Source organism: Arenicella sp. 4NH20-0111 (genome assembly GCF_040366405.1).
In the GTDB taxonomy this organism is placed as follows: domain Bacteria; phylum Pseudomonadota; class Gammaproteobacteria; order Arenicellales; family Arenicellaceae; genus Arenicella.
In genome coordinates, this window is the sequence record NZ_BAABWF010000007.1 from 109,766 (window position 1) to 132,097 (window position 22,332).

Consider the following 22,332-nt stretch of genomic DNA (forward strand, 5'->3'; position numbering starts at 1 on the left):
GCATGAATACCACTGCCTAAAGGTGTTAAGCTGGCCGAATGATCGACGCTAAACAAAAGAAAAGCGCAACGCGCTTTGTTCTCTTAACCGTATTCGCCTATTCAGTTGGGTTTGGCATAATCATGCCTGTACTCCCGAACCTGATCGTCGAACTGGAAGGCGTTAGCCTCTCAGAAGCCACGTTAATTGGCGGCTTTATCGCCGCAGCCTACGCCGTGTTTCAGTTTCTCCTGGGACCGTTTGTGGGCAATTTAGGTGACCGCTTCGGTCGCCGACCCGTCTTCCTATTTTCTCTGGGCGGTTTCACCATCGATTTTTTCCTCATGGGTTTTGCGCCCAGCATAATATGGCTGTTTATCGGCCGCTCGATAGCCGGCGGATTAGGAGCTATTTTTGGACCTGCTAACGCCACAATGGCTGATATTTCCAGTGAAGAAGAACGAGCCAAAAGCTTTGGAATGGTGGGGGCTGCCTTTGGAATTGGCTTTATTGTGGGCCCCGCGCTAGGTGGACTCCTGGGCGAGTTTGGTACTAGGGTACCCTTTTTTGTCGCCGCTGCAATTGCTGGTGTCGCGTTTATCTATGGTTATTTCGCCTTTCCCGAAACCATGGACAAAAGCAAACGTAGGGAATTCTCATTAAAACGTGCCAACCCAATTGGCGCGTTTATGAGTTTAAATAAATTGAGTGGCGTCGTTGGCATCGCTTTTATTTACTTTATTTGGGTTACATCAACCAATATATACCCTGTTAGCTGGTCCTATTTCGCTCAGATAAAGTATGAATGGAGTACACGCATGGTTGGTTTCTCTCTAGCGCTCGTAGGGCTGTCGATGGCGTTGGTGCAAGCCTTGGTGATCGGACGTGTGGTCGCTAAGTTTGGAGAAAGAGTCACGGCGGCGTTTGGATTGGCCTTTGCAACCGCCGCCATGCTTTGCTATGCGCTCATTGAGAGTGCCAATTTTGCATTAGGGTTTTGCCTGATCGTGGGCTTGCAAGGCGTGGTTATGCCGAGTTTGAATGCCATGATGTCGCGAAGAACGCCAGCCGATAGCCAAGGCGAGCTTCAGGGTTTTAATGGCAGCTTGGCTGCGCTCGCAGCACTGATCGCTCCGTTGATTTATAACACCACGCTTTTTTACTACACCAATCCTGTGAACCCTGTCTTCTTTCCAGGGGCTCCGTTCATTCTGTCCGCTAGCATCGCGTTCATCGCACTGATTAGCTTACTTCGGGTCGAACCAACTCAACGCCCATTAGATCAAAACAACTAAGACTGCGCAACACATCCATTGAGCGTTGACGTTTTTGTAATCAAAATAAAAACCACTAAATTAACTTTTTCGGGTCATATCGGCTGGCTTCATTGGTCTCTAATAATTGAGCAATGGCTTTGTAAGACAGGTCATCGGCCGCAATGGGCCCTACAATGTCGCAAACCAACATATAGAGCTCATGGCAAAATGTTTGGCATTCGGCGTCATTCAAATCGCGCGGAAGGTCAACCCGCGTGTCTTTAGCCTGTTTTACCGCCGCTTGTACTGAACTTGGCGCTTCAGGTAGCCCCTCATCAAGCAATATTTCATGTACCTCTTGGTAGTACTTGCCCCCAGAACGTTGCACCCCAGTCACCATGGCATGGAAATACCCTTCCGATAAAATAACATGCGGCGCTTTATTATCCACCGCCTGAAATTCAAGGTCATCGTCTTCGGTCCCCACTTCACTCCCGGCATCCAAAATGAAAGCCGGCACATTGGGTAATTCTGCTTCTGATTTCGAAGAAGCAGAGTGCATGCTCACCATCAGTATTTTCTTTTCGGCCGTACTCAGCCCTAAGAAGGTTTCAATCAATTCAACCGATTCAAACACATCTAAAGGCTTGTCTCCAAGGCTCTTAAGCCAATGTTGGAAGGCCTCTTTAATGACGGCTCGGTCCGCCGTCATTCTGGTTAACGCTGTGTAGGCAATTTTGCTGTTTAATTTACTCATATCGATTAAACGTCGGCACGTGTGTGGGTTGTCATGAAGTCACTGTAGCCAATTTCTTTATGCTCGCTTACGTCCAACCCTCGTTGCTCTTCGCGAGTATTTACGCGAATTGAATAGACTCTACTCAGAGCCCAGAAAATGGCCATGGTACTGCCCAATCCCCAAACGAACGCCGCAACGACGCCAACAAGTTGCGCAACAATCCGTTCGACATTGAACATGTCTCCTTGATAGAAGAACGCGACGGCCAAGGTGCCCCATGCTCCGCAAAAACCGTGCACCGGAATAGCACCCACTACATCATCAATTTTAAAGGAGGCCAATAGATTTGCTGAGACCACGACGATGATGCCGCCAATCATGCCAGCAACCAATGAACTGCCTAAGCCAAACACATCGGCACCCGCAGTAACGGAAACCAGACCACCCAACGCACCATTAACAATGGATGTCATGAGGAAGCCCTTCTTATTGATGGCCAACCAGAACAGTGAACCACATATTCCACCAATCGATCCCATGTGCGTGTTGATGAGGATTTTTCCTAAGTTCGACATATCTTCATTCACCGCACCACCGTTGAATCCAAACCAACCAAACCAGAGAAAAAAGCCACCGATCGCAACGTACGGCAGATTATGACCCGGTATGGTGTGAACATCGCCTTTACGGCCAAAACGACCGCGACGAGGACCTATTAGAATCAGCGCTCCCAATGCCGCCCAGCCCCCAATGGAGTGAACCACCGTTGCCCCCGCCATGTCGTAAAAACCGAGCGCGCGCAACCAGCCTAAATTACTTCCTTCACCGCCCCAAGCCCAAGCGCCAAAAATGGGATAGATAACAGCCGTGATGAAAAACGCGCCAAGCACGTAAGGCAGAAAGCGAAATCGCTCTGCTACAGCGCCGGATAAAATGGTTGCAGCTGTCGCGGCAAACACCATGTTATAAAGAATATCGACAGTTTCCGCATTCGTGCTGGCGGACGGCATAAAGTCTGACAACCCTATTAAGCCCGATTGATTAACGCCAAACATCAACCCAAAACCAACAACCCAATAACCAACGGACCCCAAACCAACATCCGTAAAGTTTTTTAGAATCACATTAACCGTGTTTTTAGAGCGAACCAAGCCCCCTTCCAGCATCAGGAAACCAACTTGCATGAATAGCACTAACGCACAACATATTCCCAACCAAATTGTGCGCACAGCGCTTGCATCCAATGACGAGGAAGCATCTTGAGCCAATGCTGATGAACTCAGGAGAGATAGCAATAGAAAGACAATGATGGATTTCATGATTAACTCTCCTCTAGGTTCACAATCAAGTTGGCTCTTTGTTGCTGCCACTCAATGGGTATTACATAGATGTTGGCGACCTCAGACACGCCCATTTCTTCGGGCTTGCCTTGTATTGTAATTGGGACTGATATATTGAAATCTTCACCAAACTCACGTCGGGCGTTTCCTGACACGGTATTGCAAATCTCCCCCACCAGATCCATCAATTTAGCGTCTTTAGACGATATCAGGCCCATGCCAGACAACACATGCACCAACATATACTTAGGGGCCGAAAAGAAAATTGACCCCTTACGATTTCCTGAAATACCGATAATTCCAGTAAAATCACTAATAAAACTATTAACCTCTTTACTTAGAAACGGCGTTCCAACCGACGCCTCATGTTCTGTTGTCGAATTGAAGTAGTTTGCGATGCCGTCCACAAAAACAGCTAAATCTTCTGATTGCATTAAATTAGATCCTCTACCAGTTCTTCTAAGGCCTCAGCCAAATCAATGTCATTAAACGGCTTACATAGAAACCCATACGCACCCAACTTCATCGCGTTGATCAAGGTTGCCTTGTCGGCCAGTGCTGAGATCACCAAAATACGAACCGAGTCATCTACGTCCATGATCGCTTGTATCGTTTCTATCCCGTCCATTAGCGGCATAGTGATGTCTAAGGTCATCACCGCAGGTTTGTGTTCTTTATATTGCTCAACCGCCTCAACCCCATTTTTAGCGGTGCCCACAAGTTCAAAGTCTTCGTTTTCAAGAATCTGAGTAATTTTCTCTCGGATGACCATCGAGTCATCCACAATCATTAATTTCATAGTGCTATATCCCCACAAGACCGCCAGTCTTGACCCTTAAAGTTATTTATTGAATCGAACTGAAAATTGGCAATACTTATTCTTCGCTTGCGCTAGACCTATTGCACCGCCAGCGTCATTGACCATTGACAGAACCGCACTCAACCCCACTCCACGTCCCGAATCCAAATCAACGTCGTCTTTCGTTGAGAAACCCGAATGAAAAATAATCTTTCCGATGCCTGCTTGGGAAACCTCGCCTTCAGGCATGGCTTTCAATAAGCCTTTCTCAACCGCCTTTTGCAAGATCCGCTCCTGATCCAAGCCGTCACCGTCATCACGAACAATCAGCGTGTGCCCCTCATCAGTCTTTGTTAGGCTTACCACGGCGGTCATATAATCAGGCTTGGATTGTGCCAATCGGTACTCCGGCGGTTTCGCTCCATGCGTCACACAGTTTCGCAATAATTGAATGGAAGCGTCACGCACGACCTTGGCAAGTTCCTCAGGAACGTCACCGTCACCCAGACCGAAGGTCTTAAGAACCACACGGACATTGTTTCTCTCCGATAGAGTTGTGACCAATTGATCAAGTTCATTTTCTAACGATGATCCGACCTGAGCTGTAGACGCTTGCGTGTTCTCTACCACAATAGGGCCTTCAGCGGTCGGCGCTGAACCGGCGCTACGTTCGACTTTGAGAACCTCCGAAAATCGAGTCACAATCGATTGCATGGAGTTGAGTTCTTTAAACACCAGCTTTAACTTGGTGACCGCTGGTAACACGTCTCGGCCTGTCACATTTCCTGGCATGGCCTGAACGTCTGCAATGGCACTTTCAAATTCATGAACGATAAACTCAAAATTATGCAACTTGAGAGCAGCGGCATCCCCCTTAATCCTGTGAGCCTGCTCCGCAATGACACCTAACTTAGAGCGAATTTGAGAGCTGCTTGAACCTCGCTCTTGCAATGTGTTATTAATTTCGTTTAAAGCAGCCTCAGACTCAGAGTAAAAGCGTGACAAACTGTCTTTATCTAGATGAAGGATATTCATCAACAAATCCAATTGGGCTTCTTGCTCTTCTTTATTGGACTGTAGCTCTTTCTCGAGCACCACTTCGCGAGTCACGTCGGTGACGGAGCCCAGAAGGTGTTGCAATTCACCGTCCACCATCACGCGCGCAAATTTAAAGTCAAGGTAACGACTCTCATTCGAACCGTCGCGCCGCGTAATCGTTATTTCGACTTGATTTAACGGATTGAGGTCCTTGACGAGCTTTTCTTTCACTCGGTCACCATAAAGAAGATCAAGGTAATCCTTCGCCACTGACACAGAAGAATCAGGCACGTACTGCCCAATAAAATCTAAAAAGCCGCCCTCTAAATCTCGCTCCATGCGAAACATCTGCTTAAGAGACTTGGATTGCTCAACGCCAATCTGCCCTTCTTTATCCAGTAGAAATAAACCTTCAGACACGGTGTTAAGAATATTTTCCGCTTGCTGATTGGATTCGACCTGCACTTCTTTATCTTTGCTCAATCGAAGCAACTGAGGTATTACCGCCAGCAAAAATATCATTCCAGCAATCAAACTAACGGCGATAGGCGCGATTTTGAGCAACCGATTGCGCTTGTTATCTTCGTTAGCGACGAGGCCTGTCAGCTCAGCGAGCGCCTTTGAATACGCCTCATTATCACCAGCGGTGATAGCGGACTTTAAATTAGCCAACGGAGAAGCGGCCACGCTGTTCAACCAACTCAATTCGGCTGGTTGAAACTTTTTTTCCCACTCATCAACACTGGTGGTCGAGGTTAATCCTTGATCGGCTGGAGATAACCACTCCAAGGCCGTGACGCGCTCCAGAATCGCAGTGGAAGTTCTTGCTTTACTTTGCAGACCACTGCTGACCAATGCCGACAGCACAACAAGCAACACTAAAACAAACGTCGCCACAAGCACACCCTTGTAGCGAGCTAATTCGCCCAAATTCATATAATCCCCTTGGTTTTGACGCGCTTATTTTTTGCCCACGCACGCCATTCCTATCCAAAGCAATGTGACTATCAACCACACTGCCAATATGCCCAGATGGGTGTCGACATCAATTTAAGGCCGCCACCAATCTGCAATCAAAATTTTTATGAAACTCAGTTACCACGTCGTTTATCAGACGAAGCGTTCGGCAACTGCCTTTTAAAATAGTATGGCTACCCCCAAACAATTGTAACCATGGTGACATTATAGGGCTAAATCACTGTAAATTAACAGTTTTTCAAAATGTATGACTAATATTAGTTAATTATTAGCTATTAGTGACTGGCAACCCGAAGATTTATCGTCCAATATGGGGTTGGGTCAATACAGTCAGGGGTAAGTAGCATGAGCTTAAAACATGGCTTTGCTGAGAGGAAAGGAGTGCCTCTTGATGCAGTATCTTTAAATTTGATAGCGAGGTTTGTCCGCATTGCTCGCCAAAATGGCGATCGCGACATTCACCTTCAAGACGACGATATTCTAAAGAAAGTATCAATCATTGCGCATCAATCTCACGATAGGCGATTGAGAACGATCTACGTCCGCTTACTTCAAGAAATGTATCCTGAACAGTCGACTGAAACCAAAAATCAGGCCACGGGATTTTTAAGAGGAATGGGCGATAAGTTCAAAGGTTGGACTAAAATTCTGTAGCTCTATAGCGTGACTTAAGTCTGGATCGGTAAGCAGCTACAGACAGAACCACGTTACGTAACACGATTGAGAGTGGTCCCCATCCTTGGGGGGACACTCACCTAAGAATGTTTCCCTCTTTTTGACTCAATCCTCTTACGAGGTGAGTTAACTATACGGCATTAGCGCTTTACAGCGCCTCCCCCAAATGGGTGAATTTTCAATTTATTCTAACCATCACTTATCGAATGTGAACATCTGGCCAATTATCGTTCCCGGTATGAAACGTCAGTCTGGTTGCCTTTGATGAGTCTGAGCCCACCTTCCACAAAAATATCTCGTAATCTTTAGTATCGTGCTCATGATCCTTCTTTCCTCGACTTGCTCCAAACACAAAATAATCTCCATTTGATGACTCTTTGGGCCAATACTCGTGACTAAACTCACCGGCTAAATCGATCATTGTTTCTGACGCCAACGTGTTTGCGTTCAGCTTCATTATTCGAAGGGTGTCAGCATCAGGGTTAACTTGATATAAGTAACTGCCGTTATTGGCCCAGGCCAACTCACACCCATTCATGACGCCTTGATGCTTGGATGACGATGTTAAGGCGGTTCCCCAATGCCCCGTATTTGTTCCAATATGAGACTGCCTTGCCGTGTAGGTGGTGCTTGAATTACGTGGATTGAAGGTCGGGTTTTGTAATTGAGCACCTTTAGGTAAGGGGTTGCCTACTCCACCTTCAAAAACAACCGTTGACGTCAAACTGTCAACATCAACTAGGGTCACTTTGACACCATCTTGTAAATAAGTGATTTCATTATCATTGAGCCACCTGGGCGCGGTGCCATTTTCACCCAGTTTTACCTCCTCCATCGTATCAAGATTTAGCATGTAAACATCCCATGCAACGGTATTACGTTGCGACACCCACTCTTGATGGGCTCGAGCAAATACCAGGCGCTCACCATTAGGGGAAATTCTTGGGTAGGTTTCGGTATGTGCGTGGGTAGTCAGCTTATCGAGCTCAAACGACGCCAAATCGAGTCTAAAAATATCATGATTGCCATCACGATTAGAACTGAATACAACAAAACCATCGAGACTACTTACATGGCCCTTAGACAGCTCCCGCCATTGTTCGACATTGTCCGCGACTCCTCCAGCTTGAGGAGCACTTAATGAACCAAGTTTGCTCGCCGCCCACAATTGATAGGCTAAGAAACCAGACCCCAGCGCTAACACTGAACCTGCACCGATAAAAGACACAAACGCGATGGCCTTTGCACGAGCAGGTGAGCCCGTCGCGGTTGCAAGCAATTCAGACCGTTTGCCTCGGCGATTAATCCAGATAAACAGGGCCAACAAAAGTCCCCCAATCGTATACTCCATAACTTGACTCCAAATGTGAACGCATAAAAGAGTAACCGCAGCAGCGGCCTGATCCGCAACGCCTAACAGCTGAAAGATCAACAAGCCTCCGGCTTCGTATGCCCCAAAACTCATGAAGGTAGGCACAGGCAAGCTGGCCCCGACCTCCCCACCAATTAATGCGCCAATTACATGCCCGGTTGGCAGAGACGCCAAACTCTCAAAGGAAGGCACGGCAACGGCGGTAAACAATAGATAGAATCCTAAGTACTTTAACGCTCGAATAATCACTGATACGCCGAGCACTTTGAGCGTTTGGCCAGAATCACGTACCTGCACCAAGCTGGTGGAAAACTTATTGAGCAATTCTAGAGCTTGCCCCATTCTGGTGTCAGGCCGCCACTTGGACGAAAACAACCGGTTCATTTGACCTGTAAACCAAGGTGCGATTGTGAACAAGCCCATGATGGCGAGTACTGAGACGATCACAGCCATAAACATGATTCCCCATGCCCAGTCCTGGATCCCAGCACCTGCAAATTGAGAAGTCACTATGGCAAGCACCACAACTAACAAGGCAACGAAATCAAAAGCAACACTGATGGCCAATGAACTGACGCAGTGTTCAAGTCGCACCCCATACCCACGATTGAGCAAGGCGACGTACCCCAACTCACCCAAGCGCGCCGGCAACAAATCAACCACCATGTTTCTGATACCCGTGACCAACCACATCTGACGTACTGTGGGTACGTTCGTCTCACCGCTGAGCTGTATCAATAAACGATAGCGGTAAGCTCGAATAATCAATGTTATTAAATACAAGCCCAAATACGCCGCAACCAGTGCCAATGATGTATTTTGTAATGCGGCCATGACACTGGGCCGCTCGGCGTCGTCCACCCCGGTACTAACCATCTGAAGCAGGAGAGCCAAAATAGCGAATGAGACCCCAACCGACAGGCCTAATTTGAGAATTTTTTTAAACATAAAGTGTAATAATTGTTTTTAGGTACGTCGGGTCGGCTAAATGGATGAACCAAGGTTACCTGAAAGAGATGAATGAAAGCTGAACCTAAGCGAGAGTTAAGTAAGTACAACCGAAAGATCATGACATGGGCATTACACACAGCAGGATGATTTACCAGAAAGCAGACTACTTATCCTTCCTTGACTTTAACTTCTTCATTGGCACACCCGCCACCACCTCATAGTCACCTACGTTCTTGTTGACGAGCGTGCTAGCACCAACGATGGACCCCGTCCCAACCTGAACGCCATCAAGGACCTGCACATGACTGCCAAACCACACGTTACTAGCGATGGAAACTCCACCTTGCGGAAACATACCCTGCTCTTTGAACGGCAATTCCAGGCTGTCAGTTCCGTAGGGGCCACTGCCTATAAAATAGCAGAATGCGCCAATCAATACGTCGTCACCAATTTTCACGTCACTGCCTTCTAAGGCATGCACTAAGGTACTGATCCCTACTGTGCAGTGTTTGCCAATGGTTATATCACCATTTTTACAGGAGAGAACAACACTTCGACTGATAATAGTATCGTCGCCAATGGCGATACCGCCGTTAGATCCTCCTTTAGCATCCAACACGGCTTGATCATCAATAATGACATTGTCGCCAATTATAATTTTCTCTCCATGACGAATTGCTACTCCTTGACCAAACACAACGTTGCGACCCACCGAACCGAGAATAAATGGGTAGAGAATCTTGCGTAGGACAAGGCCTAAGGCCCCTGGCACCCATGACGAAAGCAACATTATCATTTCATACTTAAATAGGTACCAAACACTGCTACTGCCTAAAGCCAGGTCTTGGTATTTACTAAATGCGGATTTGCTTGAGTCCGTTAACTGTTCGTGCAGAGTTCCCTCTGACAAGCCTTGTTTAGCCATTGTGATCGGTTCTAATTAAATAGTCTTTGCCCATTTTAGCCTATTAAGATGGTAATGTGGTGGCGCTTGTTGTTAATCACAACGTGTATAAAAACGACTCATCATGGGTTAACATCCCGACTTTAAAATCGATGTTCCAGTTTGCCCTGCAAACTAGGCGGAACAGCCAACCAAACAAGAAGATTACATGGCAGACGTTAAAAACCGAGTATTGGTCACTGGAGCAACAGGGTTCACGGGTGGTGCTCTGGCAAAAAAGCTTGTTGAGCAAGGCAATCACGTCGTTGCATTGGTACGTAAAACAGGCAATGTCTCAGTGCTAAAGGAACTGGGAGTAGAATTGGTTTTCGGTGATATCACTGACCGCAAGGCCGTCATGTCAGCCGCTAAAAACTGCCATATTATTTACCACATTGCCGCCGTCTATAGAACGGCCGGACACCCGGACTCTTATTATGAAGACGTGAATATCAAAGGGGTTAAACACGTTATTGATGCCGCCCTTGAGCATTCTGTGGGCCGCACGGTACATTGCTCAACTATCGGGGTTCATGGCGATGTTGAAGAATTACCTTCAAATGAGGATTCGCCATTTAATCCAGGCGATATTTATCAGCGCACAAAACTCGCTGGAGAAGAACTTTTCGCTGCCGCAATGGACGACGGTCTGACTGGCTCTATTTTTCGACCTGGTGCGATCTATGGCCCCGGAGACCTTCGATTACTGAAGATGTTCAAGCAGATTAAACGCGGTTTTTTTCCTCTATTTGGTGGCGGAAAAAACCTCTATCATCTTTCCTATATAGATGATCTCACGGATGGAATAATCTTATGCGCAACTCACCCAGCGGCAATCGGGCAGCGCTTTATATTGTGTTCAAATGAATACAGTTCAATGAAAGATCTAAGCGCAACCATCGCTCAAGAACTGGGAGTGAAAGCGCCAACGTTTGCACCGCCTGTCGGTCCCTTGATGTTGGCAGCCAAGCTATGCGAAGCACTTTGTAAGCCGTTCGGCATCGAACCCCCATTGCATACCCGACGGGTGGAGTTTTTCGTTAAATCCAGGGCCTTCGACAACAGCAAAGCGCGATCGCTGATTGAGTTCGAACCGAAAATAAGTACACGCGAAGGCGTCAAACGAACCATCAAGTGGTACGAAGATAACAACTTACTTTGATTCTAAAGACATAGACACGTTAATTCTGGAATTTGATCACCTAATATGCAACAGCGAGACATAAGCAAGCTGACTCAAACCGAGTTTGATGTCGTTATCATCGGAGGCGGTATCAGTGGCGCATGGCTATCTCTTCATTGTGTACAACAAGGATACAAAACGGCGTTAATCGAACGGGCCGATTTTGCGTCATCAACGTCCTCGGCGTCCTCTAAATTGCTGCATGGGGGGATTCGCTACCTACAACAATTCCAGTTTGATAAAGTGCGTGAGTCAGCGCTCGAGCGGGCGCAATATATGTACGCGGCGCCGCATCTGTCAAAAGCAGTGCCGTTTGTGGTTCCAACCTACCCTGATTTTAAACGTTCAAAGTTCTTCCTTAACTGTGGAATGATCGCTTATCGCCTCCTGTGTTTAGGAGAAAATCGCCTCATTGGCTCAAGACAAGAAAATTTACCCAGCATCCACTCCATCAAGGCTGACGCGCTCAACACACTCTGTGACCTTAGTCAGGAGAAACACACCGGCGCCGTGGTTTTTTACGAGCGGCATATGCTAGACAGCGAACGTATGGTGTTGTCCATACTTCAATCCGCTCAAGAGCTAGGAGCTCAGACGTTCAATTATGTCTCAGCCGAGGGCTTTACCGGTGAGGATGACGAAATCACGGGTATAGCAGCCAAAGACCAGCTAACTGGGAACAAATTGACCATTGCTAGCAAATTAGTAATCAACGCAGCCGGTCCATTCATTGACAACCTTAACTCGAAGCTAAAATCCGCTCGACATGCGCCGAGCATTAACGGTTTTGCTGTTGGATCACATATAGTGACTCGACAACTATGCGACCATGCCATTGCATTGACCACAAAACATCAAAGCAATGCTAAAGTCGACCGAGGCGGTCGCCATGTGTTCGTTATCCCATGGAGAGGTCATTCTCTAATTGGCACCAGCTATGATGAAATTGATTCACCCAATGGAGACATATCCATACAAGCGGACCACGTGGAGCAGCTACTAGAGGCGGTCAATGACGGCTGGCCAAGCGCCAAACTAACGCGCAGTGACATCGTCTCTGGGTATTCAGGCTTATACCCTTTGCATACCGAGAACATCAAAAACACGGTTTATCAAGGTTCGGGGGAATATCAGATTATCGATCATCAACAGGCCAATGGCGTGTCTGGCATGATAACTGCGTTAGGTGCGAAGTTTACCACTGGGCGTAAAATATCAGCGCTTACGATGACGTTGATTAACCGTCGATTGGGCGGCAGTAAAAAGATCTCCAAAACCAGATTGTGTAGCGCAGACTACGAAAACTTCACTGCCTATCGACAGAACAAGCTGAATGAATATCAAGATCAATTGGGTACCGAGTTGATTGACCACCTACTTATGCTCTATGGAAGTCAATTCGATCAATTTGTGGAAACCATCAAATCTGAACCTGCGTTACGACAAAAGATCTGCTCCTCGCAACCTGATATTCTGGGTCAGGTCACGTGGGCCATCACGCATGAGCAAGCATTGACCCTTGATGATGTTTTGTACGGCCGCACCTCGCTGGGACTGTTGGGGATTCACGCCGACGAACTCTTGCCAATCGCCGACACCATGGCTGAGCTTTTGAGGTGGAGTGAACAGGAAAGAAAGCAACAATTAGAAAGGTCGGTAAAACGCTTATTGTCTACTGATAAGGCAATCCATGGACAGCAAGCATGAGTCATTCTAGGTTAGTATTGCACATTGCTCCGACCCCTTTTTTTGCGGATAGAGGTTGTCATATTCGCATCGAAGGGATAGCAAACTGCTTAACGTCTTTGCAGTACGACAACTTAGTTTGTACTTATCATCATGGTCGCGATATTAAGGGGATTAACACATCTCGTATATCTCAGATCAAGAACTATACGCAAACCGAAGCGGGCCCGAGCAAGTTTAAGTTGTGGGCCGATTGGAAACTTCTTTGGCTCGTAGTAAGAGAATGCCTTCGAACAAAACCCGACGTAATCCACGCGCACCTGCACGAAGGACTGATGATCGGATTAATTGCAAAAGGCATTTTATTTTGGCGCCGCACTCCGTTGGTCGCTGATATGCAAGGCAGCTTATACGGAGAACTTGAGACGCATGGGACGTTCGAAAAATACTCGTTTCTCAAAGGTCCGGTTAAATTAATTGAACGCATTTTGATGATGTGTGCCAAAACCGTCATCTGTTCCTCAGAGCATGCTTTAAGCAAACTTCAATCGGAGTTCAATTTATCCAAACAAAAGCTTTCATTGGTCCAAGACGGCGCAAACCTAATCGCGCCTTTGCCGGACAAAGCCATCGCTGAACTCAAAACTAAATGGTCAATTCCCAGCACAAAAACCGTCGTTGTTTACTCTGGGGCACTGCTTGATGGCAAAGGCCTCAATGAACTCAAAGCACTCATTTTGCAGAATCAAGAATCAACCGACCTTTATTTTTTAATAATAGGCTACCCAACGGAAAATCTTGATGGTTTTTTGGCTGAACATAAAGTTAACCACCTGTGTACACTCACCGGGCAAATTCCCTTTGAGTCTCTTCCAGACTTACTCGGCATCGCTGACATCGCCGTGGACCCCAAATTCAATGAAGCCGGAGAAGGCAGTGGCAAGATGCTTAACTACCTCGCAAACGGGCTACCTGTTCTCGCTTTCGACACCCAGAATAATCGCCGTTTTCTCCCGGACGGGGCAAAACTAGCTAGCTCTGTCGAGGCAATGAATGAGCTACTCAATGACTGGATTAAGAACCCTCAACAGCTAAGCAAAATAAGCACAGACAACTTAGCTCACTTCATTCGAAATCATTCATGGAAACAAACTGAATTGCAGCTTAACGGAGTTTACCAACGGTTATACGCCGATCATTCCACGCCTAGTTAAGGGCTCCCGGCGCCCGAACCAACCATTAACTCAGCAATACTGGGTTACAGAAATCGCGCTCTTTAAGGCCATAGCCAAGCAAATACACCGGCGGTAACGCCAGCATAAATCAACGCATCGATGAGATATCGAACACAATTCGACCATGGCTGCCCCATCCAAATACTATAGGGTACTTGAGCCCACCCATAGGTTAAAAAAGACGCTAAGAACACAAGTTTAAAAACCGACATATAGTCAGCATCGGCCACTAGGGACATTGACGCTAGTACGCCGATCATCACTGAGCCAATAAGAAAAAACACCACTTGCTGAGAGAGCAGCTTACCCATCGCAGGAAGTCCGCTTGGCAGAATAGAAATCATCGCTACCGGACCGTCACTGAACTTTTTCTGCATACTCTCGCTTCCCATGTCCTTCATGTCGGCACAGTAGGGAACCGTATAGAGTGCTGGTTTAGGGCTACGAGACCCGAGTGCTTGCATGACTTCTTGCTCATTATCTAATTCTGAGTAGTCTGAATTATGATACTTAATCAACATATGAATAAGCGCACTCGCAAACCAACACATGACTCCGGCCAACAATATTGGTAGCCACAAACTTGTTACAGAAACCATCATAAGCATCTCCTTACAGTCTTAATAAGTGTAAGTCATTATGCGCCAGTCTTCGCTTCTGTCAAATAACGCTACAAAGTGGACCTCGAAAGGCACACAAACTTGAGACATTTTCCAAGAGAAGCTCTCAATCAAACTTGCTGTGAGAGCCTCAAAATAGAGCCGCTAGAATGGCTACTGATTTGCAGCCTGATATCTTTGTGCTGCCAAGGGATAAGAATCCCACACAACCCGGTCCGACAGAGACCTAAGTAGCTTAACGTACTCAGCGTGAGTCCAGGCAAGAGGAGTAGCTGAATTAGTTCCCTCACCGATGGTGTATCTACCTTTAGGGTTGACACCAACGCCGTCAAAGACTTGCTCTGGCAGCATCAAGCCTTCATTGGCGAAGTGCTCCAGGGCTTTAACGTAGGTCTGTCGAATGGATTCAACACTATCGCCATTTGCCAGCTGATAGTGAGCCCTTTCGCCGGTAAAAAATGGCCATACTCTACCACGTTGGTCTGGACTCATTCCGCCTCCGATGCCACCGTAACTGCCAGTGGCACCATAGTTCTCACCCGTCACAAAGTCCTCTCCATAGCCATCCAAACCATATCGACGCCATCCAGGGTAACGTTGGTCGTCGCCCGCAAATTCAAACTCATACTTAACTCGAACAGGATGGTTGACCGTTTGATCATCTAACTCCTCAAGTGAATCGACGATGTATTTATCTTTTGCAGACCGAACCCCATAGCGCACTAATTCTAAAAACCCACCATCGACCACGTCCTTTTCTTGCAGTACACCCCGACCATTGCGATCGTGTAACTCCCCGTTATCATTTGGATCGGTATTTTGCGTGATTCGCAAATAGTACTTACCATTCTTGTTGTGTTTACCGGTGGTAGTAAACATAAATTTTTCTATCGTTTTTTCGTAACTATCAGCCGCAGCTAAATAACGTTTGGCCGATTCGGTATCACCGGAAAAAGTCGCGATATCTGCCGCCGAAAGTAATCCGGCAATGACCGCCGCCGTTGTGGAGGGCGAATAGCCTTCTTGTTCCTCCCATCGCTCTTGCTGTGTCCATGGCAATGTCATCTCACGCTTATTCCAATCCAAATTGGTGGTTCCTCCATCAGTAAGAAAACCCGCCGCGGGCTTAAGCATCAACGCGTACCATTGCTTTATTTCATCATCATTTAGAACACCGCTCTTCCATAGTTTCCACCCCAACATAATGGGCATTCCCGTTTGGTCTGCTTGAACCGAAAACCACTCCAATTCGCCATCCACATGAGTCTTCTGCAAAAACCAACCGCCGACGCCGTTGTTTCCTGGAGTCTGATCATTAACTTGAATTTTTTTCAAATATTCAAAGGCGACCTTAGGCGTTTCTCTGTCACCGAGAGCCAATAGTGCCATCGCGCACTGATAGAAATCACGCGGCCAAACGGCTTTATATCCCGTTGCACCGCGCGCGGCGGACACGGTGTCGCCCCAAGGATTAGACAATGAAGCTATCAACGCACCGGCGTGAGTCTTGTCTTCCTGTACCTTCAATACCAGGGCACTACTGTGAGCTAACGCGCCGCCGTCCCCAGCCATTTCTGCAATCTTAGGTAATGCAGACAAGCTAGCCAGATAATCTTCCCAACCGACGTGAGCTCCCTCACCATTGTATTTTGCAAGTACACGTCGGTACCCCGTAGCCAAAGTGCTACTGGCAGCAACCTGGGCCTCGACTTTAGAGTTCGCAAAACCAAAAGCCAAATCAGTCGTCACTTTGTTGCCAGCGGGCAACTCATCCAACGCCGCTGTCAATGTAACATTCCCGCGATCTAGACCCGTAGAGGAATAGGAGTCGTTGAGTTGAAAGTCGACCGCATCTGCGATGGCATCGGAAACACCAACAAAGCCAACCGATGTCAAAGCGAATGATCGACTGCTTTGAAAAGACATGAACTTTCCAGAATCACTGGCATAGAGTGCACCATCCTCACTCCAGGCCCGATCGTTAGAGCCGTCATTATTCATGTGTGGGTTAACCGTGAACACGGGCCGTATGCCCTTTTCCCTTGCACTAAATACATAGCGCACCATCAGACTTTGCTGATCAGGGTCGGTAAACACATGTTTTTCGATACTGTATTTACCCTCTTTGTCGCTGTTCACAATTTTATACGCTGGCGACAAAGGTCGACCTTTATCATCGGTATGCAAATATGAAATTTCACTGTTCATATCATGCTGTTCAGAGTCAACAAAATCCGGCCCAATCATCAGCACCTGCATATCCTTGATTTGAGCTTCATGAATCATGCCAAACATGGTCTCAGTAATGATCCCCTCAGCCAACGAAAACCAAACTTTAGAAACGGCCCCAGTACCAGCGGCTTCAGAATATGCCCCATCGGAGTATTGCTCATACGAGCTGCCGATCCCGGTTTTACCGGAGTATGCCCAAACCGGGGCCTGACCTGGCGCACCAGGAGCCACTTTCGGATCAATTTGAATATCATTCACAGAGCCCTGAGCTCGGCTAAGCTGAGTTTGCCCAGCACAGGCAGTTAGCAAGGCTAGAGACGAAATTACGACTATTTTTTTCATGATTGTTTTCAGTTACCGTTTTTAATCTTGATACTTAACAAAAGATACCGACACCGCCGCCAACACCCACATAGCAGACGCTAGGCCTAGGACGTAAATCGCCTGCCCGTTGAATAGGTATTTCAAAAGCAACCCAAGAACACTGGCCGCCACCAATTGCGGAATCACAATAAAGAAGTTGAAAACCCCCATATAGATTCCCAGCTGTTTAGTCGGCAGTGCATTTGAAAGCATGGCGTAAGGAACCGACAGAATTGATGCCCAAGCAAAGCCCACACCAATCATTGATACCATCAAATACTTAGGATCTTCGATAACTAAAAAAGAGGCGAACCCTGCAGCCCCCAGCATCAAACTCAATTGATGAGAGCCCTTGAGGCCGATTTTTCGAACAAATACCGGAATCAATAGTGCGGCAAATATTGAAACGAAGTTATAGCCCGCAAACAACAGCCCAACCCAATTTGCCCCTTGATTGTAGAGTTCACTTGACGTGTCTGAGCTGCCGAAATGATGCGCGGTAACGGCTGGGGTTGTAAAAGTCCACATAGTGAACAAAGGGAACCAAGAAAAGAACTGAACAAAGGCCAACTGTTTCATGGTTTTAGGCATCAAGATGACACTTCTGCAAGCCTCATAAAACCCGTTATAACCATTCTTCGACTCGATATTAACAGCGTACAATTGAATCAAACCTATGACCGCAACGGCGATGGTTAAGATGTAAAGCTGGTATTCCCAGTCACCGAAAAAAACCATTGCAGACAAAACCAATCCAGCAATAAGCCACAAGCACGCTTTAAGAGCGTCAAACACGGGCTTACCTTCAAGCTCAATTTGACGCTTTATTGCCGCAGAAGCATTTTCCGGCTCTTCAAATTTTTCCAGCTCCTCAGGGCTATACTCTCGGCTGCGAAGAATTGTCCAACCAACCGAAAGCACAATAGCCAAAGCGCCCAAATAGAAGGAATAACGAACGGTATCAGGGATTACTCCTTCAGGAGCAGTGTTTGCCACACCCAGCTCGGTAAAGACATACGGCATGGCGGAGGCCACCACCGCTCCTATACCAATAAAGAACGTTTGCATGACATAGCCGAAGGTACGCTGTTTTTGCGGTAACATGTCACCAACAAACGCTCGAAATGGCTCCATAGTGACGTTAATCGATGCGTCTAATATCCAAAGCATTCCAGCCGCTACCCATAGTGACGGAGAGTTCGGCATAAACACTAGAGCTCCTGTGGTCAGTATAGCTCCCCATAGAAAATATGGTTTGCGACGCCCTAAACGATTCCAAGTCTTATCACTGAAGTACCCGACGATCGGCTGCACCAACAACCCGGTTAACGGAGCGGCGATGAACAGAATTGGTATGGTCGCCATATCCGCACCGAGGGTTTGAAAAATTCGACTAACATTGCCATTCTGCAAGGCAAAGCCGAACTGAATACCTAAAAAGCCAAAGCACATATTCCATATCTGCCAAAAATGAAGTTCAGGCTTAACCACTCGATTACTTGCTTGCTGCATGAGTTTATTCTCGTGTATTTTCTAATTCTTGTTAATGAAGTTCGTAGATCGAAGCCTTTTTACCAGGCACCGTCAGGTCACCAGACAATCGCTGTTCAACCTGAGAAAAAGCATCTTTAGCAACGTTGTAATTGGCAATCACTTCGGTAAATCTAGATAAGTCTAAGCTGAGTGGCTCTTCGTTCTTATTAACGACCACCATTACCGCCTTGTTTTCTGTGTAGCGAAAATAGACATAGACACCTTTTTTAGGCGAAAAATGCTTTAGCTTACCGTTGTGCACGGGGTCGGATGTTTTCCGCCAGTTAAGTAGGCTTCGAGTAAAACGTAAGGTTGATATCTCAAGTGCTGATAACCCAGTTTTAGTAAACACATTCTTACCGTCATCAGCCCAACCACCAGGGAAATCGCTGCGAATCAGTCCGTGCGCATCACTGCCTTTATTGCTCATGGCGATTTCAGTTCCATAAAACAATTGAGGGATACCGCGCGTTGTCATCAATACGGTTAAGGCAATTTCAAGAAGCGCTTGATCTTCACCTAGTTGGGTAAATATCCGGCTCATATCGTGATTATCACCAATAACTACAAGACTGTTAGAATCTGGGTACTGAAAATCATTTGCGATTGTCTCGTACAACTCTATTAGCCCTGAGCTCCAGCCTTCTTCATTTAGCAGAGAATTCACCAAAGCCTCTTGCAGCGGAAAATCCATTAGGCTCGGAACACCTCCATCAAAGCCATCTTGATTACGCTTTCCGCTCTGCCAATAGGATACGATGGCGGGATTAGTAGACCACTCTTCACCAACGATATTCAGGCTAGGAAATTCGGCAAGCAGGCGGCGATTGAATTCCTTCGTGAAATGCTTATCTGCATAGGGCAACGTATCTACTCGTAACCCTGAAAGACTGGCGTATTCCACCCACCAAATATTGTTTTGAATGAGATAGGTCGCCAATTCAGGGACGTGTTGATTTAAGTCCGGCATGGTGGGTACGAACCACGCATCGTTAAATTCGACTTTATCAGCATCAGACGCGTGTGGGTCCTGAATCGTTTCTCTACGATGCGATGTCGGCGTAAACTTAGTGTCGTTATTAATCCAACTTTTACTAGGTAGATCGTCCATCCACCAATGGTTCACTCCAATATGATTGGGAATCGTGTCCATGATTAACCCAATCCCCATACCATTGGCTTTTTCAACCAAACTCAGAAGTGCTTTATTGCCCCCCAATCGATCATCAATGCGATAAAGGTCACTGATCGAGTAGCCGTGATAGCTGTAAGCAGGCTCATTGTTTTCTTGCAATGGATTCAGCCAGATTTTTGTAATACCAAGGTTTCTTAAATACGTCAGACTATGTTCAAGTCCTTGCAAGTCACCGCCGTGACGCCCATCTTTATTATCGCGATTTGCTATTTCACTTAAGTGTGAAAGCGAATCATTGCTTGTATCGCCATTAACAAAACGATCTGGTGTAACCAAATAAATGACGTCTTTTGACGAGAACCCTGCCTGCTTATTCTCACCCGTGTTTCGTGCTTTTAACTCATAACTGGCCGCAACTGAGGTGTCACCCTTAGAAAAGTTTAAAGTAAACGTCAATTGGCTGTCCACGGCGCCAACATCCAAGTCTACGAATAGGTAATTCGGGTTATCCAGGCTATGGGCTCCGATCACTTTAATGTCGGTTGAACTTGAAGACACCTCACTACCTGCAAGCTCATTGCCGTGCACCATTAATTGCAGTGAGTGCTCATTCATTCCAGCCCACCAGAATGGGGGTTCTATTCTTTCGATCGATTGAGCGGATAGTGCCCCTACTTGGAGGCAGCACGTTAAGAACAATAATATTAGTAATGTTTTCATACTTAGCTTGCGTAACGAGTTATAAAGTCAGAATGAGACCCAAGTTTATTGGCCTCGCGCTTAAAAATTTGTTTTAAATCATCTAGATATTTGTCGACCTTAACAGCCTCAATTGTGTCGGCTATGGGGTGGAAACCTTTTGGGCTAATTTCTTGCCCAATAAGCACCTGAAGCCAACCAACATCGGTGAAAAGTTCGTCATTATTACGAAACAACCTTCCGTTTTCTCTAAACAACTCAATTTTGTTACTGAGACTTTCAGGAATGGTCATGTCAGCGCAGTCGCGCCAAAAATCAGTATCTGTGCGACTGTTTGCTTTGTAGTGCAAAATCAAAAAATCACGAATAGATTCAAACTCAAATGCGGTTTGGCGATTAAATTCATCGATCTCAAGCTGAGAAAATTCTTTATTCGGGAACAAGGTAAGTAGTCTGCTGATGGCTGACTGAATCAAGTGAATACTGGTGGACTCTAAGGGCTCCATAAAACCATTCGATAAACCAATCGCAACGCAATTCTTCACCCACGCCTCTCTGCGCATGCCTGTGGTGAATTTAATCAACTTAGGTTCCGCTGTCGGAGCGCCATCTAAATTCGACATCAATTGGGCCTGAGCCTCATCGTCGCTAATATACGAACTGCTGAACACGTGGCCATTCCCGATTCGATGTTGCAACGGTATGCGCCATTGCCATCCGGCAGACCGAGCCGTGGCTTTGGTGTAAGGAAGAAGCTCTCCCGCGGATTCGCAAGGCACTGCAATCGCTCTGTCGCAGGGCAAATAGTGAGTCCAATCTTCGTACCGGGATTTTAGAGCGTCATCAATGAGCAAAGCCTTAAAACCAGAACAGTCAATAAACAAATCTCCCTTGATAATGTCGTTATTCTCTAGGGACACTGACTCGATAGATCCGTCTTCGCTATTTAACGTTACTCGGTTTACTTTACCCTCAAGTCTTACCACACCTTGCTTCTCGGAGTGCTCCCTAAGATAGCGCGCGTATAAACCAGCATCAAAATGAAAAGCATGAGTCAAGCCACTTAGAGGTGTCCCTTCAATATGCTCAATTCGCTCAAATCGATTCAACCTCGCTGCCTGAGCATTAAATGAATAGTCCCATAAACTGCAATCGCGCCCTTGGTGTTTCTGCTTCAACCAATATTGATAGAACTTGGCCATTCCCAAATCCAGGCCAAGGTTGCCAAAGGCGTGTAGGTAGCTGCTCCGTAGGCGCCCCCAATTAGTAAATTCGATACCTAACTTGATCGTACCTTTTGTCTTTCTCAAGACTTCATTTTCATCCAAACCTAACAACTGATTGAAAAGTCGTATGCTTGGTATGGTGGCCTCGCCAACACCCACCGTGCCGATTTGCTCAGATTCAACCAGAGTTATCTTCGACAGAGGCCCTATTATCTTTGCCAGCGCTGCGGCAGTCATCCAGCCAGCGGTTCCACCACCGACGATTACGATGTGTTGAATATTTTCCATAACGGCCCAATGATAAAGTGATCAAACCGCCAGTTTGACACAGTTTATACCTACCTGAAAAA

General features: G+C 46.7%; 17 protein-coding genes. 5 read left to right on the forward strand and 12 right to left on the reverse strand.

Translation table 11 applies throughout. The features are described from left to right. Positions 1-38 precede the first annotated feature (38 nt). Entirely contained in the window at positions 39-1,274 is a 1,236-nt protein-coding gene (locus tag ABWW54_RS14565) for a TCR/Tet family MFS transporter (RefSeq protein ID WP_353413219.1), read from the forward strand. Between the two features lie 55 nt (positions 1,275-1,329). On the opposite strand, the gene ABWW54_RS14570 is transcribed toward ABWW54_RS14565, so the two are convergent. The 5 genes from ABWW54_RS14570 to ABWW54_RS14590 are packed head-to-tail and all read right to left on the reverse strand — an operon-like array spanning position 1,330 to position 6,087. Next, complete coding sequence (locus ABWW54_RS14570; RefSeq protein WP_353413221.1) at positions 1,330-1,992, reverse strand: hypothetical protein; 663 nt, start codon at positions 1,990-1,992, stop codon at positions 1,330-1,332. A gap of 5 nt (positions 1,993-1,997) precedes the next feature. After that, entirely contained in the window at positions 1,998-3,293 is a 1,296-nt protein-coding gene (locus ABWW54_RS14575; protein WP_353413223.1) for an ammonium transporter, read from the reverse strand. Between the two features lie 2 nt (positions 3,294-3,295). Then, positions 3,296-3,748, reverse strand: a complete 453-nt coding sequence (locus ABWW54_RS14580; protein ID WP_353413225.1) for a chemotaxis protein CheX — start codon at positions 3,746-3,748, stop codon at positions 3,296-3,298. Further along, a complete protein-coding gene (locus ABWW54_RS14585) occupies positions 3,748-4,113 on the reverse strand; it encodes a response regulator (RefSeq protein WP_353413227.1) in 366 nt (121 codons plus the stop codon). The genes ABWW54_RS14580 and ABWW54_RS14585 overlap by 1 nt, the downstream gene beginning before the upstream one ends. A 42-nt stretch (positions 4,114-4,155) precedes the next feature. Next, positions 4,156-6,087, reverse strand: coding sequence for an ATP-binding protein (locus tag ABWW54_RS14590; RefSeq protein WP_353413229.1), 1,932 nt, complete (start codon positions 6,085-6,087; stop codon positions 4,156-4,158). A gap of 387 nt (positions 6,088-6,474) precedes the next feature. Here ABWW54_RS14590 and ABWW54_RS14595 point away from each other — a divergent pair, with 387 nt between their 5' ends. After that, positions 6,475-6,783, forward strand: coding sequence for a hypothetical protein (locus tag ABWW54_RS14595; RefSeq protein WP_353413231.1), 309 nt, complete (start codon positions 6,475-6,477; stop codon positions 6,781-6,783). A gap of 220 nt (positions 6,784-7,003) precedes the next feature. On the opposite strand, the gene ABWW54_RS14600 is transcribed toward ABWW54_RS14595, so the two are convergent. Together ABWW54_RS14600 and ABWW54_RS14605 are read right to left on the reverse strand one after the other, a co-directional pair. Next, positions 7,004-9,124, reverse strand: a complete 2,121-nt coding sequence (locus tag ABWW54_RS14600) for a lysylphosphatidylglycerol synthase domain-containing protein (protein ID WP_353413233.1) — start codon at positions 9,122-9,124, stop codon at positions 7,004-7,006. A 166-nt stretch (positions 9,125-9,290) separates the two neighbouring features. Beyond that, positions 9,291-10,052 carry an acyltransferase gene (locus tag ABWW54_RS14605; protein ID WP_353413235.1) on the reverse strand — a complete coding sequence of 254 codons (762 nt, stop codon included), beginning with the start codon at positions 10,050-10,052 and terminating at the stop codon, positions 9,291-9,293. Between the two features lie 187 nt (positions 10,053-10,239). On the opposite strand from ABWW54_RS14605, the gene ABWW54_RS14610 reads away from it, so the two are divergent. From ABWW54_RS14610 to ABWW54_RS14620, 3 genes are read left to right on the forward strand one after another with little or no spacing between them, the layout of a single operon-like run. Beyond that, positions 10,240-11,232 carry an NAD-dependent epimerase/dehydratase family protein gene (locus tag ABWW54_RS14610; protein WP_353413237.1) on the forward strand — a complete coding sequence of 331 codons (993 nt, stop codon included), beginning with the start codon at positions 10,240-10,242 and terminating at the stop codon, positions 11,230-11,232. Positions 11,233-11,277: 45 nt separating this feature from the next. After that, positions 11,278-12,960: a glycerol-3-phosphate dehydrogenase/oxidase gene (locus ABWW54_RS14615; RefSeq protein ID WP_353413239.1), complete on the forward strand. Its 1,683-nt coding sequence runs from the start codon at positions 11,278-11,280 to the stop codon at positions 12,958-12,960. After that, complete coding sequence (locus ABWW54_RS14620; protein ID WP_353413241.1) at positions 12,957-14,153, forward strand: glycosyltransferase family 4 protein; 1,197 nt, start codon at positions 12,957-12,959, stop codon at positions 14,151-14,153. Before ABWW54_RS14615 ends, ABWW54_RS14620 begins: the two co-directional genes overlap by 4 nt. A gap of 62 nt (positions 14,154-14,215) precedes the next feature. Here the strand turns inward: ABWW54_RS14620 and ABWW54_RS14625 are convergent, their stop codons facing one another. The 5 genes from ABWW54_RS14625 to ABWW54_RS14645 all read right to left on the reverse strand — a co-directional run bounded on the left by ABWW54_RS14625 (position 14,216) and on the right by ABWW54_RS14645 (position 22,270). Further along, positions 14,216-14,776: a hypothetical protein gene (locus ABWW54_RS14625; RefSeq protein WP_353413242.1), complete on the reverse strand. Its 561-nt coding sequence runs from the start codon at positions 14,774-14,776 to the stop codon at positions 14,216-14,218. Between the two features lie 171 nt (positions 14,777-14,947). Further along, positions 14,948-17,368 (reverse strand): glycoside hydrolase family 15 protein, encoded by a 2,421-nt coding sequence (locus tag ABWW54_RS14630; protein WP_353413244.1) that lies wholly within the window; start codon positions 17,366-17,368, stop codon positions 14,948-14,950. 21 nt (positions 17,369-17,389) lie between these two features. Beyond that, positions 17,390-18,901: an MFS transporter gene (locus ABWW54_RS14635; RefSeq protein ID WP_353413246.1), complete on the reverse strand. Its 1,512-nt coding sequence runs from the start codon at positions 18,899-18,901 to the stop codon at positions 17,390-17,392. Positions 18,902-18,932: 31 nt separating this feature from the next. Further along, a complete protein-coding gene (locus ABWW54_RS14640; protein WP_353413248.1) occupies positions 18,933-20,777 on the reverse strand; it encodes a glycoside hydrolase family 13 protein in 1,845 nt (614 codons plus the stop codon). A 2-nt stretch (positions 20,778-20,779) separates the two neighbouring features. After that, entirely contained in the window at positions 20,780-22,270 is a 1,491-nt protein-coding gene (locus ABWW54_RS14645) for a tryptophan halogenase family protein (protein ID WP_353413250.1), read from the reverse strand. Positions 22,271-22,332 lie beyond the last annotated feature (62 nt).